16 protein-coding genes are annotated in these 15,773 nt (G+C 73.6%); 11 read left to right on the top strand and 5 right to left on the bottom strand.

Annotated features, from left to right (window positions below; genetic code table 11):
- Window positions 1–11 precede the first annotated feature (11 nt).
- The 11 genes from OG737_RS06595 to OG737_RS06545 all read left to right on the top strand — a co-directional run bounded on the left by OG737_RS06595 (window position 12) and on the right by OG737_RS06545 (window position 10,244).
- The gene (locus tag OG737_RS06595; protein WP_328925195.1) at window positions 12–1,502 is read left to right on the top strand and encodes an anthranilate synthase component I; all 1,491 of its coding nucleotides are present in this window, start codon (window positions 12–14) and stop codon (window positions 1,500–1,502) included.
- A gap of 14 nt (window positions 1,503–1,516) precedes the next feature.
- The gene (locus OG737_RS06590) at window positions 1,517–2,161 is read left to right on the top strand and encodes a TIGR02234 family membrane protein (protein ID WP_328925194.1); all 645 of its coding nucleotides are present in this window, start codon (window positions 1,517–1,519) and stop codon (window positions 2,159–2,161) included.
- 112 nt (window positions 2,162–2,273) lie between these two features.
- A complete protein-coding gene (locus tag OG737_RS06585) occupies window positions 2,274–2,525 on the top strand; it encodes an HGxxPAAW family protein (protein WP_328925193.1) in 252 nt (83 codons plus the stop codon).
- 83 nt (window positions 2,526–2,608) lie between these two features.
- The gene (locus OG737_RS06580) at window positions 2,609–3,091 is read left to right on the top strand and encodes a DUF2752 domain-containing protein (RefSeq protein WP_405921279.1); all 483 of its coding nucleotides are present in this window, start codon (window positions 2,609–2,611) and stop codon (window positions 3,089–3,091) included.
- A gap of 172 nt (window positions 3,092–3,263) precedes the next feature.
- Window positions 3,264–4,073 (top strand): indole-3-glycerol phosphate synthase TrpC, encoded by an 810-nt coding sequence (gene trpC, locus OG737_RS06575; RefSeq protein ID WP_214932893.1) that lies wholly within the window; start codon window positions 3,264–3,266, stop codon window positions 4,071–4,073.
- A gap of 8 nt (window positions 4,074–4,081) precedes the next feature.
- Window positions 4,082–4,306, top strand: a complete 225-nt coding sequence (gene trpM / locus OG737_RS06570) for a tryptophan biosynthesis modulator TrpM (protein ID WP_328925191.1) — start codon at window positions 4,082–4,084, stop codon at window positions 4,304–4,306.
- A gap of 205 nt (window positions 4,307–4,511) precedes the next feature.
- Window positions 4,512–5,789, top strand: a complete 1,278-nt coding sequence (gene trpB, locus OG737_RS06565; protein ID WP_328925190.1) for a tryptophan synthase subunit beta — start codon at window positions 4,512–4,514, stop codon at window positions 5,787–5,789.
- On the top strand, window positions 5,786–6,616 hold the full coding sequence (gene trpA, locus OG737_RS06560) for a tryptophan synthase subunit alpha (protein ID WP_328925189.1): 831 nt from the start codon (window positions 5,786–5,788) through the stop codon (window positions 6,614–6,616). The genes trpB and trpA overlap by 4 nt, the downstream gene beginning before the upstream one ends.
- Window positions 6,617–6,736: 120 nt before the next feature.
- On the top strand, window positions 6,737–7,648 hold the full coding sequence (locus OG737_RS06555) for a DsbA family protein (RefSeq protein ID WP_405921278.1): 912 nt from the start codon (window positions 6,737–6,739) through the stop codon (window positions 7,646–7,648).
- 88 nt (window positions 7,649–7,736) lie between these two features.
- The gene (gene lgt, locus OG737_RS06550; RefSeq protein WP_405921277.1) at window positions 7,737–8,768 is read left to right on the top strand and encodes a prolipoprotein diacylglyceryl transferase; all 1,032 of its coding nucleotides are present in this window, start codon (window positions 7,737–7,739) and stop codon (window positions 8,766–8,768) included.
- Window positions 8,769–8,879: 111 nt separating this feature from the next.
- Entirely contained in the window at window positions 8,880–10,244 is a 1,365-nt protein-coding gene (locus OG737_RS06545) for a glycosyl hydrolase family 28-related protein (protein ID WP_405921276.1), read from the top strand.
- Here the strand turns inward: OG737_RS06545 and OG737_RS06540 are convergent.
- From OG737_RS06540 to OG737_RS06520, 5 genes are read right to left on the bottom strand one after another with little or no spacing between them, the layout of a single operon-like run.
- Window positions 10,234–11,049 (bottom strand): CoA ester lyase, encoded by an 816-nt coding sequence (locus OG737_RS06540; RefSeq protein WP_328925185.1) that lies wholly within the window; start codon window positions 11,047–11,049, stop codon window positions 10,234–10,236. The two genes, OG737_RS06545 and OG737_RS06540, sit on opposite strands and share 11 nt — an antisense overlap.
- Complete coding sequence (locus tag OG737_RS06535) at window positions 11,046–12,239, bottom strand: CoA transferase (RefSeq protein WP_328925184.1); 1,194 nt, start codon at window positions 12,237–12,239, stop codon at window positions 11,046–11,048. The genes OG737_RS06540 and OG737_RS06535 overlap by 4 nt, the downstream gene beginning before the upstream one ends.
- The gene (gene rbsK, locus OG737_RS06530; protein ID WP_405921275.1) at window positions 12,236–13,159 is read right to left on the bottom strand and encodes a ribokinase; all 924 of its coding nucleotides are present in this window, start codon (window positions 13,157–13,159) and stop codon (window positions 12,236–12,238) included. The genes OG737_RS06535 and rbsK overlap by 4 nt, the downstream gene beginning before the upstream one ends.
- Complete coding sequence (locus OG737_RS06525; protein ID WP_328925182.1) at window positions 13,156–14,631, bottom strand: ADP-ribosylglycohydrolase family protein; 1,476 nt, start codon at window positions 14,629–14,631, stop codon at window positions 13,156–13,158. The genes rbsK and OG737_RS06525 overlap by 4 nt, the downstream gene beginning before the upstream one ends.
- A complete protein-coding gene (locus OG737_RS06520) occupies window positions 14,628–15,773 on the bottom strand; it encodes an ADP-ribosylglycohydrolase family protein (protein ID WP_328925181.1) in 1,146 nt (381 codons plus the stop codon). The genes OG737_RS06525 and OG737_RS06520 overlap by 4 nt, the downstream gene beginning before the upstream one ends.

The following is a 15,773-nucleotide window of genomic DNA, read 5'->3' as shown; positions in this document are numbered from 1 at the left end:
GTCCCACGCACATGGATCTCGATTCGTTCCGCAAGCTCGCGGCCGACCGCCGCGTCATCCCCGTGAGCCGCAGGCTGCTGGCCGACGGGGACACCCCCGTCGGGCTCTACCGCAAGCTGGCCGCCGAACGCCCCGGCACTTTCCTGCTGGAGTCCGCCGAGAACGGCCGCTCCTGGTCGAGGTACTCCTTCGTCGGCGTGCGCAGCGACGCCACGCTGACCGTCCGGGATGGCCAGGCGCACTGGATCGGTACCCCGCCCGTGGGCGTGCCCACCGACGGCGACCCCCTCGAAGCCCTGCGCGCCACCGTCGAGGCCCTGCACACCCCGCGCGACCTCGCGGGCGGGATGCCGCCCTTCACCGGCGGCATGGTCGGCTACCTCGGCTACGACATCGTGCGCCGCCTGGAGCGCATCGGGGAGCACGCCGCCGACGACCTGAAGCTGCCCGAGCTGACGATGCTGCTCACCTCGGACCTGGCGGTCATGGACCACTGGGACGGCACCGTCCTGCTCATCGCCAACGCCATCAACCACAACGACCTCGAATCGGGTGTGGACGAGGCGTACGCCGACGCGGTGGCCCGCCTCGACGCCATGGAGGCCGACCTGGCGCGGCCCGCCCCCTACGTCCCGGCCCCGCTGCCCGCCTCCGAGCTGCCGGAGTTCTCCGCGCTGTGGGGCGGCGAGAAGTACCAGGCCGCCGTCGAGGACGTCAAGGAGCGGATCCGCGCCGGCGAGGCCTTCCAGGTCGTGCCCTCGCAGCGGTTCGAGACCCCCTGCCAGGCCTCCGCGCTGGACGTCTACCGGGTGCTCCGGGCCACCAACCCGTCCCCGTACATGTACCTCTTCCGCTTCGAGAACGGCTTCGACGTGGTCGGGTCCAGCCCCGAGGCGCTGGTCAAGGTCGAGGACGGCCGGGCCATGGTCCACCCCATCGCAGGCACCCGCCACCGCGGAGCCACGCCGCAGGAGGACAACGACCTCGCCGAGGAACTGCTGGCCGACCCCAAGGAGCGCGCCGAGCACCTGATGCTCGTCGACCTGGGCCGCAACGACCTCGGCCGGGTCTGCGAGCCGGGCTCCGTGGAGGTCGTCGACTTCATGAGCATCGAGCGGTACTCGCACGTCATGCACATCGTGTCCACCGTCACCGGGCGGGTCGCCGAGGGCCGGACCGCCTTCGACGTGCTCACCGCCTGCTTCCCGGCGGGCACCCTCTCGGGGGCGCCCAAGCCCCGCGCGATGCAGATCATCGAGGAGCTGGAGCCCACCCGCCGCGGGCTGTACGGCGGCTGCGTGGGCTATCTGGACTTCGCGGGGGACTCCGACACGGCCATCGCCATCCGCACCGCGCTGCTGCGCGACGGGACGGCGTACGTGCAGGCCGGCGCCGGGGTCGTGGCCGACTCGGTGCCCGAGCTGGAGGACAACGAGTGCCGCAACAAGGCGGCCGCGGTGCTGCGCGCGGTGGGAGCGGCGAACCGCCTCCACGGCTCCTGAGGGCGTAGGGGATAGTGGGGTACGTGAGTGCCGTACCCCCGCCCCGAACCGATGCCGACGCCGAGGCTCCCGAGAGCAAGGGCGGCCGCCGCAGCGTGGCCGTCGCCCTGCTGCTCGGCACGCTCGGCTCCACCGTCGTCCTGCTCGCCTCCGGCCGGATCTGGGCCCGGGGCACCACCGCGATGGGCGGCGATTCGCTCGCCCTGACCGCGGACGGGCGGGCCGTCACCGGACTCCCCGCCGCCCTGGCCATCGTCGGGCTCGCCGCCCTGGTCGCCGTCTTCGCCGTACGCGGCAAGGGGCGGCTGCTGGTGTCGGGGCTGCTGGCGCTCAGCGGCCTGGGCGCCGCGCTGACCGCGGTCTTCGCCGCCGACGGCCGCCGGGCCCTGGACGCGGAGGCCGCCCGTACGACCGCGGACACCGCGGCCCAGGTGGTGGGGCTGACCCATACGGCGTGGCCGTACGTCACGGCCGCCGGGGCGGCCCTGATCCTGACGGCCGGGCTGCTGGCCCTGCGCTTCGGCCGCAGCTGGCCCGCGATGGGCGGGCGCTACGAGCGGGACGGCAGCCCCCGTGCGCGCAGGCCCGCGGCGGTGGACCCGGACCGCCCGGAGGATCTGTGGAAGGCTCTGGACCGGGGCGAGGACCCGACCCGCTGACGGACCCCCCGTGGACGGCGGCCCCGCCCTGTGCGGGACAATGGGCTCCGAGCGTTCGACACAGGCCGCGCGTTTCGACACAGCACAGCGACAGACCAACGAGGAGCAACTCATGGCGGGCACTAGCCACGGACACACCCCGGCCGCCTGGACCGGTGTCATCATCGCCTTCATCGGTTTCTGCATCTCCGGCGCCTTCATGGTGCTCGCGAACCCGCTGGGCTTCTGGGCCGGTCTCGTCGTCGTCGCGCTCGGCGGTGTCGTCGGCATGGCGATGAAGGCCGCGGGCATGGGCATGCCGAAGGCTGCCCACAAGGACCTCGCCGAGGTCATCGCCGCCTCCAAGGTCCCCGCCAAGGTCTGAGCGCGGTACCGCGGATCCGAAAGGCGCGGCCCGGTCGGGCTGCGCCTTTTGTCATCCCGCTCCGTCGTGCTGCGCCCGTCGTCATGATCGGCGAGAATCGGCGGGTGGACGCCTCTCACACCCCCGACGCCGCGCCGCCGCGGACCGCGCCCGCCGCCGTACGGGTCTCCCGGGCCCGGTGGCTCGCGGCCCCGGTGCTCACCCTGGCCGCGGCCGCGGCGGCCTTTGCGTATGTGGGCACAGTGGACCCCAACGAGCCGGGCCATTACCCGGTCTGCCCGCTGCTGCGGCTGACCGGAATCCTGTGTCCCGGATGTGGCGGTCTGCGCAGCGCGCACGCGTTCGCCCACGGCGATCTGACCACAGCTTTCGGGGCAAATGCCCTCGCTGTCGTCGGCTACTTCGTCTTCGCGGGATTCATGACCCTGTGGCTGGTTCGCGCCTACCGCGGCGGGCCCGTACCCCGCCTCGCCTTGCGGCCGCCGTACTGGTGGGCCATCGGCGTGGTGGGCCTGACATTCGCCGTTGTCCGAAATCTTTCTTTCGGCTCGGCGCTGGCGCCCTGAGTCCCGTGCGGGGCCCGGATGAAGCCCGGATTCCGAATGTCCAGTTACTGGGACGCCGTCAACCGCGTGCGGAGCGCAACGCCTCCTGCGGATACCATTTGATTGCTGACCTTGCAGTTGTACGTGTCTGCAAGGCGGCCGACCGTCATCGACCCGGAAGGGGGCCGCTCGCGTGAGTGTGCTCGACGAGATCATCGAAGGGGTCCGCGAAGACCTTGCCGAACGGCAGGCCCGCGTGAGCCTCGACGAGCTCAAGGAGCGTGCCGCCAAGGCGCCCCAGGCCAAGGACGGCGTCGCTGCCCTGCGCGGCGACAGCGTCAAGGTGATCTGCGAGGTCAAGCGTTCCAGCCCGTCCAAGGGCGCGCTGGCCGCGATCGCCGATCCGGCCGGGCTCGCCGCCGACTACGAAGCGGGTGGTGCGGCGGTCATCTCCGTCCTCACCGAACAGCGCCGCTTCGGTGGCTCGCTGGCCGACCTGGAGGCCGTCCGCGCACGCGTGGACATCCCGATCCTGCGCAAGGACTTCATCGTCACGGCGTACCAGCTCTGGGAGGCCCGCGCCTACGGCGCCGACCTCGCGCTGCTGATCGTCGCGGCCCTGGAGCAGGAGGCCCTCGTCTCCCTCATCGAGCGGGCCGAGTCCATCGGTCTCACCCCGCTCGTCGAGGTCCACGACGAGGAAGAGGTCGAGCGTGCGGTTGCGGCCGGCGCCAAGATCATCGGTGTCAACGCCCGCAACCTGAAGGACCTCAAGGTCGACCGCTCCACCTTCGAGCGCGTCGTCGGCGAGATCCCGGCCCACATCGTCAAGGTCGCCGAGTCCGGCATCCGCGGGCCGCACGACCTGATCGCCTACGCCAACGAGGGTGCCGACGCCGTCCTCGTCGGGGAGTCCCTGGTGACCGGCCGCGACCCGAAGGCGGCCGTGGCCGACCTCGTCGCCGCCGGCGCCCACCCCGCCCTGCGCCACGGGCGGAGCTGACCGCTCCCATGGCCCACGACCGCCCCTCCGTCAGCACGACGCACGCGCCGCAGGCAGCTCGCCGCGGCCCGGTCGCCGTGCCGACGGCGCACGCGCCCCTGGCGCGCGGCTGCCGCCCTCGCGGCTGCCGCGCCCCGGCCCGGCGTGTGCACGGGCGGCGGGTCCGGTACGTGATCGGCTCCGAGCCCGGTCAGGTCAACGGCATGCGATGGCGTCCCGGAGGCGCGCTGTAACGAGGGCTGCGGCCGACGGTACGAGACGTACCGTCCCGCCGGTCCCCGTACGGCCCACCGCCCGGGCCGACCGGCTCCGGGCGCGGGTCCTCCTTCCCGCAGGCAGCACCGGCCACCCCGTCGTGGAGTGGTGTGCGTGTCGCGGGCGGACGGCGCAATACGGTGAAAACCACTCGTCGCATTCCGTTCCCGTAGGAGCACTGGCATGTCCAGCCAATTCTTCATCCCGGACCCGGAGGGTCACGTCCCCAACGCCGAGGGTTACTTCGGTGACTTCGGCGGCAAGTTCATCCCGGAGGCGCTCGTCGCCGCCGTCGACGAGGTCGCCGTCGAGTACGAGAAGGCCAAGGGCGACCCGGCCTTCGCGGCCGAGCTCAACGACCTGATGGTCAACTACACCGGCCGCCCGAGCGCCCTCACCGAGGTGCCCCGGTTCGCCGAGCACGCGGGCGGCGCGCGGATCTTCCTCAAGCGCGAGGACCTCAACCACACCGGCTCGCACAAGATCAACAACGTGCTGGGCCAGGCGCTGCTCACCAAGCGCATGGGCAAGACCCGGGTCATCGCCGAGACCGGGGCCGGCCAGCACGGCGTGGCCACCGCCACCGCCTGCGCGCTCTTCGGCCTCGACTGCACCATCTACATGGGTGAGATCGACACCCAGCGCCAGGCGCTGAACGTGGCCCGGATGCGGATGCTGGGCGCCGAGGTCATCGCGGTGAAGTCCGGCTCCCGGACGCTGAAGGACGCCATCAACGAGGCGTTCCGGGACTGGGTCGCCAATGTGGACCGGACCCACTACCTCTTCGGTACGGTCGCCGGCCCCCACCCCTTCCCGGCCATGGTCCGCGACTTCCACCGGGTCATCGGCGTCGAGGCCCGCCGCCAGATCATCGAGCGCGCGGGCCGGCTGCCCGACGCCGTCGCGGCCTGCGTCGGCGGCGGCTCGAACGCCATCGGCCTGTTCCACGCCTTCATCCCGGACGCCGACGTCCGCCTGGTCGGCTTCGAGCCCGCCGGGCACGGCGTGGAGACCGGCGAGCACGCGGCCACGCTGACCGCGGGCGAGCCGGGGATCCTGCACGGCTCCCGCTCCTACGTCCTGCAGGACGAGGAGGGCCAGATCACCGAGCCGTACTCCATCTCGGCCGGTCTGGACTACCCGGGCATCGGCCCGGAGCACTCGTACCTGAAGGACACGGGCCGCGGCGAGTACCGCGCGGTCACCGACGACGCGGCGATGCAGGCCCTGCGCCTGCTCTCCCGTACGGAGGGGATCATCCCGGCGATCGAGTCGGCGCACGCCCTCGCGGGCGCGCTCGACCTCGGCAAGGAGCTGGGCAAGGACGGCCTGCTGGTCGTCAACCTGTCCGGCCGCGGTGACAAGGACATGGACACGGCGGCCCGCTACTTCGGGCTGTACGACGCCACCGAGCAGCCGAGGCGGAGCGCGACCAAGAACACCGAGGGGGAGTCGAAGTGAGCACGGCCAGTGAGAAGACCGGGCGCATCCAGCTGCTGAGCGACACGCTCGCCAAGGCGAAGTCCGAGGACCGCGCGGCCCTCGTCGCCTACCTCCCGGCGGGCTTCCCGACCGTCGACGGTGCCATCGAGGCGGTCAAGGCCGTCATCGCGGGCGGCGCGGACGTGGTCGAGGTCGGCCTGCCGCACAGCGATCCGGTCCTGGACGGCGCGATCATCCAGACCGCCGACGACATCGCCCTGCGCGGCGGCGTCAAGATCGCCGACGTGATCCGCACCGTGCGCGAGGCGCACGAGGCGACCGGGGCCCCGGTCCTGGTGATGACGTACTGGAACCCCATCGACCGCTACGGCGTCGAGCGGTTCACCGCCGAGCTCGCGGCGGCGGGCGGCGCCGGCTGCATCCTGCCCGACCTGCCGGTCCAGGAGTCCGCGCTGTGGCGTGAGCACGCGGAGAAGCACGGTCTGGCGACCGTCTTCGTCGTGGCCCCCAGCAGCAAGGACGAGCGCCTGGCCACCATCACGGCGGCCGGCTCCGGCTTCGTCTACGCCGCCTCGCTCATGGGTGTCACCGGCACCCGCGAATCGGTCGGCAACGAGGCCCAGGCGCTGGTGCGGCGCACCCGCGCCACCACCGAGCTCCCCGTCTGCGTCGGCCTGGGCGTCTCCAACCCGGCCCAGGCCAAGGAGGTCGCGGCCTTCGCCGACGGGGTGATCGTCGGCTCGGCCTTCGTCAAGCTGCTGCTGGACGCGCCGGACCTGCCGGCCGGGCTGGCCGCCGTACGGTCGCTGGCGGGCGAGCTTGCGGAAGGCGTACGCAGGAGCTGACGTGAAGCGCATATCCGAGCGGTCCCCCAGCTAACGCTGGGAGGTGCCCCCAGTAGCCCGATCGGGTGGAAGTGGGAGCGGGGAGGCACGCGAGTGCCTCCCCGCTTCGTTTGGCCGAACGTGAGCGAGAAGAACGACGGTGCGAACCGCGATGCGACGAAACGATCGGCCCGGGAGCGACTCCTCGTGGAGCGCGAGCGGCAGAAGACCCGGGACAAGCGCCGGCGGACCCTCGTCGTGTCGGCGGCGGTGGTCGGCGTGCTCGGCCTGGCCGCCGTCGTCGGCCTGATCGCGGCCAACAGCGGCAAGGACGGCGGTGCGGGCAAGGCGGGACCGGTGGTCGCCCCCTCCGGGGCCACCGGCAAGGACGCGCTGGCCATCCGTACGGGCAAGGACGAGGCCAAGTCCACCCTGACCGTGTGGGAGGACTTCCGCTGCCCCGCCTGCAAGTCCTTCGAGGACAACTACCGGGCCACCGTCCACGAGCTGGAGGCCGCGGGGCTCCTCAAGGTCGACTACCACCTGGTCACGCTCATCGACGGCAACATGGGCGGCAGCGGATCGCTGAAAGCGGCGAACGCAGCGGCCTGCGCGCAGGACGCCGGCAAGTTCGCGGAGTACCACGACGTCCTCTTCCAGAACCAGCCGCAGGAGGTCGACGACGCCTACGGGAAGAACGCCAAGCTGCTGGAACTGGCCGGCAAGGTGGACGGGCTGGACACCCCCGCGTTCCGCAAGTGCGTCGAGGACGGCACGCACAACGCGTGGGTGGCCAAATCGCACGAGGCCTTCGCCGCCGGGAAGTTCCGGGGCACCCCGAGCGTGCTGCTGGACGGCAAGGACATCTTCGCCGACCAGGCCCATCCGGTGACCCCGCAGAAGCTGAAGGAGCAGGTGGAGGCCAAGGCCAAGGGCGTCTCCTCGCCGTCGGCGTCCCCGGCCGGCGGCCCCGGGACGGGGTCGAAGGCGTCGTCGAGGACCCCGTCGAGGACGCCGTCGAAGAGTGCCTCGTCAGGGCCCGGGGAGCGCTGAGCGACGCCTGGGGCAGGTGTGGATTTGGTTTCGGCTTGCCGGGCGGGTTGCGGTGGTGCCCGTCCGGCAAGGTAGCGTCGGGTCTGCCATGGACATTGCTTACATCCCCAGTCCGTCGACCGGCGTGATCCATCTCGGACCGATCCCGCTCCGCGGCTACGCGTTCTGCATCATCATCGGCGTCTTCGTCGCCGTCTGGCTCGGCAACAAGCGGTGGATCGCGCGCGGCGGCAAGCCCGGCACCGTCGCGGACATCGCCGTGTGGGCGGTGCCGTTCGGCCTTGTCGGCGGTCGCCTCTACCACGTGATCACCGACTACCAGCTCTACTTCGGCGAGGGCCGCAACTGGGTCGACGCCTTCAAGATCTGGGAGGGCGGCCTCGGCATCTGGGGTGCGATCGCGCTGGGCGCGGTCGGAGCCTGGATCGGCTGCCGGCTGCGCGGCATCCCGCTTCCGGCCTGGGCGGACGCCCTGGCCCCCGGCATCGCGCTGGCCCAGGCCTGCGGCCGCTGGGGCAACTGGTTCAACCAGGAGCTGTACGGCAGGGCCACCGACCTGCCGTGGGCGGTGGAGATCAGCGAGGCCCCGAACCGGGTCGCGGGCACCTACCACCCGACCTTCCTGTACGAGTCGCTGTGGTGCGTCGGCGTCGCCCTGCTGGTGATCTGGGCCGACCGCCGCTTCACGCTCGGACACGGCCGGGCGTTCGCCCTGTACGTGGCCGCGTACTGCGTGGGCCGCGGCTGGATCGAGTACATGCGGGTCGACGAGGCGCACCACATCCTGGGCCTCCGGCTGAACGTGTGGACCTCGATCGTCGTCTTCGTGCTGGCCGTGGTCTACCTGGTGCTGTCGGCGAAGCTGCGGCCGGGCCGCGAGGAGGTCGTCGAACCGGACACCGGTTCCGATGCCTCGGGCGCCGAGGGCAAGGGCACCGACGTCCCTGCCGGGACGGAGCCGAAGGACGGCGAGGCCGTGGCTGCCTCCGGGGACCCGGCGAAGCCGGAGACCGCCGAGGCGAAGGCGGCCGTCCTGACGAAGGGCGCGCAGGCCGGGGCGGCGCCGTCGGCTGACGCCGAGCGCGCCGAGGGCGAGGCTCCCGGGGCCGGGAAGCGCTGACCCGAAGGGTCGCTGGAGGGGGGTGCCGCGTACCGCGCGGCACCCCCCTCTCGTTGTCGGAGCCGCCTGGCATGATCAACCCCGATGTCTGTTGATCATCAGGGGGAGACCATGACCGAACAGCCGAAGACCGCCCGCCGGGCACTGCTGACGGGAGCCGTGGCCGGGCTGGCCGGGGCCGCGGTGATGTCCGGCGGCGGGACGGCCGCCGCGGCGGCCACGGCCGCGGGAACGCCCGACTGGTTCGACGTGAAGGGCCACGGCGCGGTCGGCGACGGCTCCACCGACGACACCGCGGCCGTCCAGCGCGCCCTCGACGCGGCGGCCGCGGCCGGCGGCGGCACCGTGTACTTCCCCGTCGGGAAGTACCTGGTCAAGCCCGCGGCCGGGGCGCCGGCCCTGGCCGTCAAGGCGGACGGCATCCGCCTCGCGGGCGCCGGGGCCAAGGCCTCCACGCTGATCAAGGGCGGCGACGGCATCCTCCTGCGGATGTCCGGCACCGGAGCGGCCTACTCCACCGGCGCCACCCATCGCCGCTACTGCTCCGTCGAGAACCTCGGGTTCAACGGCAACCGCAAGACCGGCCTGCTGCTGGAGCTCTACTACAACAACAACTCCTACTTCCGCGACGTGTTCATGTCATCGAACAACGACATGTGCATCGACGCCGTGGAGTTCTGGGACTCCCGCTTCTACAACCTGGTCATCGAGGACTGCACCGGCACCACCGGCAGCACCACCCAGCCCAACGTCTGGCTGCGCAACGCCTCCTCCGCCACCGAGGGCGCCTGGGGCCACAGCAAGGACAACATCAACCAGATCCACTTCACCGGGTGCCGCCTGGAGGCCTTCGGTACCGGTGCCCTGTGGATCGGCCAGGGCGCGGTCACCACCAACAACCCCAACGGCGTCTACCTCACGGACTGCAAGTTCGAGACCTCCCGGATGCAGGGCGGTCCGCACCTGAAGACCGACGCGGGCTGCAAGCACGTCTACGCCACCAACATCTACTGCTACGCCGGCGACTTCGCGGCGGGCACCCCGGCCACCGCGCGCAACATCATCAGCTGGGCGGCGAGCTCCAGCGCGCTGGAGAACGTGGTCATCGCCAACCGGGACAAGGCCACCGTCAACGCGGGCGTGGCGCTCTACTCGGGTCCCGGTTCCACCGCCGTGCTGCGCAACGTCGTCGGGCTCTACGGCACCGCGCCCACCGGCACCCACATCTACTACGAGCAGTCGTCCACCGGCGACTTCCGCGTGGAGAACAGCTACGGCACCCTCGGCGCCCAGGCGACCGGCACGGTCCCGGTCAAGAACGCGCCGAACCCGCCCCTGCGGCTGGTGCCCGGGCCGGTCACCGACGCCTCCTTCACCCGCCAGCCGCTGGACGGCACCATGGCGGTGGACTCCGTCAACAAGCGGCTCTACGTCCGGGTCGGCGGCCAGTGGCTCTGGTCGGCGCTCAACGCGTAGCCATCCGCCGCGACAGGGCCAGGGTGCGGTGGGCCGCCGCCACGACGGCCGGGTCCACGAACCGGCCGTCGGGCAGGGCCAGCGCCCCCGGGGTGGCCCGCGCGGCGCTCAGCACCTCCTGTGCGGCCGTGACCTCCTCGGGCCCGGGGAGGTAGGCCTGCTCGATCACCGGCAGCTGACGGGGGTGGATCGCCGCCCGGCCGAGGAAGCCGAGCGAGCGGCCGCGCGCGCAGGAGACGGCCAGCGCCTCCAGGTCCCGGATGTCGGGGAACACCGACTGGGCCGGGGGCGCGAGGCCGGCCGCGCGGGCCGCCACCACCACCCGGGAGCGGCACCAGTCCAGGCCCGTCTCCGCGCTGACTGCCAGGTCGGCCCGCAGGTCCGCCTCGCCGAGGGAGAGCCCGCGCAGGGCGGGGTGCGCGCGGGCGATCTCGTACGCGCGTTCCACGCCCACCGCCGATTCGAGCAGGGCGTGCAGGCTCACCCCGCCGGTGCGCACGGCGGCGGCGACGATCTGGTCCGGGGCGTTGACCTTGGGAAGCCGCAGTCCCGCCAGGCCGTGCAGCCCGGCGAGGGCGTTGAGGTCGGCGCCGCCCCAGGGGGAGTCGATCGCGTTGACGCGGACGTGGACGGGGACCGGGGGCCGGCCGGCGAGCAGCTCGGCGGTCGCCGCGCGGGCGTACTCCTTGCGGGAGGCCGGTACCGCGTCCTCCAGGTCCACGATGACGGCGTCCGCCCCGCAGCCCAGGGCCTTGGCCACCACCTGGGGACGGTCGCCCGGCGCGTACAGCCAGGTCAGGATCACAGCGCCCCCTCGGTGCGCAGAGCGGTGATCTCGGCCCGGGTCAGGCCGAGCTCGGTCAGGACCTCGTCGGTGTCCGCGCCGTGCGGGCGGCCGGCCCAGCGGATCCCGCCGGGGGTCTCGGAGAGCCGGAAGAGGATGTTCTGCATCCGGATCGGGCCGAGCTCGGGGTCCTCGACCTCCGTGACCGTGTCCAGGGCCGCGAACTGGGGATCGGCCATCACGTCCCGGACGTCGTAGACCTGGGCGACGGCCGCCTCGGCCTCCTCGAAGGCGGTGACGACCTCCTCCGCCTTGTGACGGCCGATCCAGCCGCCGACCGCCTCGTCCAGGACGTGCGCGTGGGCCGCCCGCCCGGAGCCGGTCGCGAACCAGGGCTCGGCGATCAGCTCGTCCCGGCCGACCAGCCGCAGCACGCGCTCCGCGACGGACTGGGCGGAGGTGGACACCGCCAGCCAGCGGCCGTCCGCGCTGCGGTAGGTGTTGCGGGGGGCGTTGTTGGTGGACCGGTTGCCGGTGCGCGGCTGGACGTAGCCGAGCTGGTCGTACCAGAGCGGGTGCGGGCCCAGCACCGTCAGGATCGGCTCGATGATGGCCAGGTCGACGACCTGCCCGTGCCCGGTGCGGTCGCGGCCCGCGAGCGCGGTCATCACGGCGTACGCGGTGGTCAGCGCGGCGATCGAGTCCGCGAGCCCGAAGGGCGGCAGGGTCGGCGGCCCGTCCGGCTCCCCGGTGATCGCGGCGAAGCCGCTCATCGCCTCGGCGAGGGTGCCGAAGCCGGGGCGGCGGGCGTACGGGCCCTGCTGGCCGAAGGCCGTGACGCGGGCCAGGACCAGCCGCGGGTTGGCGGCGGACAGCTCGGGCCAGCCCAGGCCCCACTTCTCCAGGGTGCCGGGGCGGAAGTTCTCGATGACGACGTCGGCGGTGGCGGCCAGCCGCAGCAGGGTGTCCCGGCCGCCGGGGGTGGACAGATCGAGGGTCATCGTCCGCTTGTTCCGGCCGAGCAGCTTCCACCACAGGCCGACGCCGCCCTTGGCGGGGCCGTGGCCCCGGGAGGGGTCGGGACGGCCGGGGTGCTCGACCTTGACGACCTCGGCGCCGAAGTCGCCGAGCAGGGTGGCGGCCAGCGGCCCGGCGAAGAGGGTGGCGAGGTCGAGGACGCGGAGCCCTTCCAGGGGCCCGGCGGTCGTCACGAGGCGGCTCCGGGCCGGGCTGCGGGCCGTGGCCCGGCGAAGGCGTCGGTCTCGGCGCGGGTCGGCATGGAGTCCTGGGCGCCGGGCCGCTGGACGGAGAGCGCGGCCGCCGCGCAGGCCCAGCGCAGCGCCTCGGGCATGGACCGGCCCTCGCCGAGGGCCACGGCGAGGGCGCCGACGAAGGTGTCCCCGGCGGCGGTCGTGTCCACGGCCCGGACCCCGGGCGCGGGCACGGTCAGCGGCTCCCGGCCGCGTGCGGCGTACAGGACTCCGGCCGCGCCGAGGGTGATCACCACCTCGGGCACGTCCTCCAGCAGGGCCTCGGCGGCCTGGCGGGGGTCGGTGAGGCCGGTGAGCGCGGCGGCCTCGTGCTCGTTGGGGACCAGGAGGTCGGTGGCGGCGAGGAGTTCGGCCGGCAGCGGCTGTACCGGGGCCGGGGTGAGGACCGTACGGACGCCGCGCGACCGGGCGGCGAGGGCCCCGGCGAGGACGGCCCGCAGCGGGAGTTCGAGCTGGAGGAGGAGGGTGCCCGCGGCGGCGATCCGGGACTCGTCCCCCGACTCCAGGCCGGTGACGGTGGCGTTCGCGCCGGGGATGACGATGATGCTGTTGCCGCCCTCGTCGTCCACGGTGATGTGGGCGGTGCCGCTGGCGCCCTCGACGGTGCGCAGGGCCGCGGTGTCGATCCCGGCGGCGGTGAGCGCGGAGCGCAGCCGTACGCCGAACTCGTCCGCCCCGACCGCGCCGATCATCACCACCTTCCCGCCGCAGCGGGCGGCGGCGACGGCCTGGTTGGCGCCCTTGCCGCCGGGGACGGTGCGGAAGGCGCGGCCGGTGACGGTCTCGCCGAGGCGGGGGGCTTTGGGGACGTAGGCGACGAGGTCCATGTTCGTACTGCCGAGCACGGCGATGGCCGTCATGAGCGTGCTGCCTCCTGTGCGGTGAGCCGGTGGGTGAGGTCGGCGAGGGCGTCGAAGCCGACGCCGTCGAATCCGGGGACGGTGGTGGCCAGACGGTTCTTGAGGGGTGCGGTCCAGCGGTGCGGGATGGCGTCCGGGGAGCCGGCGAGGAGTCCGGCGAGGGCGCCGGCGGTGGCGCCGTTGGAGTCGGTGTCCCAGCCGCCGGAGACGGCGCGGCACACGGAGCGGGTGAAGTCGCCGTCGGCGTGGGTGAGGGCGGCGGCGATGAGGGCGGTGTTGGGGACGGCGTGCACCCAGTGGTAGTGGCCGTAGCGGGCGTGCAGGCGGTCGACGACGCGGTCGAAGTCGGGTTCGGCGGCGGCGGCGATCCCGAAGCGGACGGCCTCGGCGAGGCGTGAGCGGGGCGGTACGACGGCCAGCCCGGCCCGGAGCGCGGTGTGGACGTCGGCCCGGCCGGTGGCGGCCCGCGCGGTGGCGGCGGCGATGAAGAGGGCGGCGTAGACGCCGTTGCCGGTGTGGGTCAAGGCGGCGTCGCGGTAGGCCTGGGCCGCGGCGGCGGCCGGGTCGCCGGGGTTGGTCCAGCCGTGCACGTCGGCGCGGATGAGGGCGCCGATCCACTCGCGGAAGGGGTTGTGGTGGGTGGCGGTGGCGGGCGGCTCCAGCCCGAGGAGGAGGTTGCGGTAGGCGACGCGCTCGGCGGTGAAGGTCCGCCCGGCGGGCAGTTCGTCGAGCCAGAGCCGGGCGACCTCGTCGGTGGTGAAGCCCTTGCCGTGGCGCCGGAGCAGGAGCAGGCCGAGGAGGGGGTAGTTGAGGTCGTCGTCCTCGGGCATGCCGTCGATGTTCTCGGCGAGGGAGGTGGGGGCGGAGCGGCGGTTCCACGGGTACGCGGCCAGTACCTCCGGCGGCACGCCGCGGGCCGTGAACCAGTCGTTCAGCGGCCAGTTGCCCGCGGCACGGGCCAGTGCCCGGATCCCGTGGAGGGGCAGCTTCTCGACGGGCTTGCCGAGAAGGCAGCCGACGGCCCGCCCCAGCCAGGCGGCCTCCAGCCGGGTCCGCAGACGGGGGTCCCGCCCCGCCGGCGCCGCTTCCGGGGCCGGGGGCAGGACCGCAGGCCCCGGGGCGGTGGGCTCCCGGGCCGTGGAGCCGCCGGGCGTTCCCCGCGGGTCCGGGAGCCAGGTGGCGCGGATGGCGTTCCAGGACTGCGGCTCGGTGGCGGCCGCCGGGGACGGGAGGGCGGCCAGCTCGTCCAGGATGCGGGAGGCCAGGGCGCGGAGCTCGGGTGGCGCGGGGGCGGGGGAGGCGCCGGCCCGGGCCGGCGCCGGGTGGCCGCCCGCCGCCAGCCAGACCCGCAGCGCGGGCCCGGGATCCCGGCCGTCCTCGGCCGCCTGGCGCAGCTCGTGCCCGACGAGGTCCTCGGGCTGCGCCCAGGTGAGCCGTACCGGCGCGGGCTGGTCCGGGCAGGGCGGGGTCATCGGGGGGTCGAGATCGCGGTGAAGGCCGACTCGTGGGAGCGGCGGCGGGAGCGGTCGCGGGCGAAGACCTCGCGGGCCACGGCGGCCAGGGACCTGGCCGGGGCGTGCAGGTCGAGGCGGCTGGCCTCGGCGACCTGCTTGGCCCAGGCGGCCGGGACCGCGGCCTCGCCGCCCAGGGCCCCGGCGATCGCGCCCGCCATCGTGGCGATGGAGTCGCAGTCCCGGCCGTAGTTGACCGCTCCGAGCACGGAGGTCTCGTACCCCCCGTCCGCGATCAGCAGCATGCCGAGGGCGACCGGGAGTTCCTCGATGGAGTGGAGGCGGGACGGGCGGCGGGCGCCGAGCGAGGGGGCGCGGTAGTCCGGGCCGACCGAGTCGTACGGGGCCACCGCCGTGCGCAGCGGTGCCAGCGCCGACTCGAAGTCCCGGTGGCGGGAGGCGACTTCGCACACCGCGGAGACGGCCTCGCGCGTGCCGTCCTTCGCGAGGGACAGCGCGGTGTCCACCACCGAGGCGGCCGTGGCCCCGGGGACGCACGCGGCCGCCACGGCCGCCGCGAACACGCCCGCCGCCTCCCGCCCGTACGAGGACTGGTGCGCGCCGGCGATGTCCAGGGCCTCCGCGTACGCGCCCGCCGGGTTGCCCGCGTTGACGATCCCCACCGGCGCCATGTACATCGCCGCACCGCAGTTGACGATGTTGCCGCTGCCTGCCTCGCGCGGGTCGGCGTGCGCGTAGTGCAGCCGGGTCACGATCCACTTCTCGGCGAGGAAGATCCGCTGGAGCGGGAGGGCTTCGGCCTCCAGCTCCGGGATCCACCGCGGGTTGGTCATCAGGTCCGGCACCAGGTGGTCCGCGACCGCGTAGGCGTCCAGGTGGTCCCGTACCGTCTCGTAGACCCTTACCAGGGCGTGCGTCATGAGGGTGTCATCGGTGACGTGGCCATCTCCCTTGTGGTACGGGGCGATCGGGCGGGCCGTGCGCCAGTCCTCGTGCCAGGGGCCGACGATGCCGTGCACCCGGCCGCCGTGCCGTTCCAGGATCTGGTCCGGGCTCCAGCCCTCCACCGGGCCGCCGAGCGCGTCGCCGACGGCGGCTCCGACGAGAGCGCCGCAGGCCCGGTCCTCCAACGTGAGCGTCAT

Origin of the sequence: Streptomyces sp. NBC_00122 (genome assembly GCF_045160845.1) — a bacterium.
GTDB lineage: Bacteria > Actinomycetota > Actinomycetes > Streptomycetales > Streptomycetaceae > Streptomyces.
This window is presented reverse-complemented; position numbering and strand designations above follow the sequence as displayed.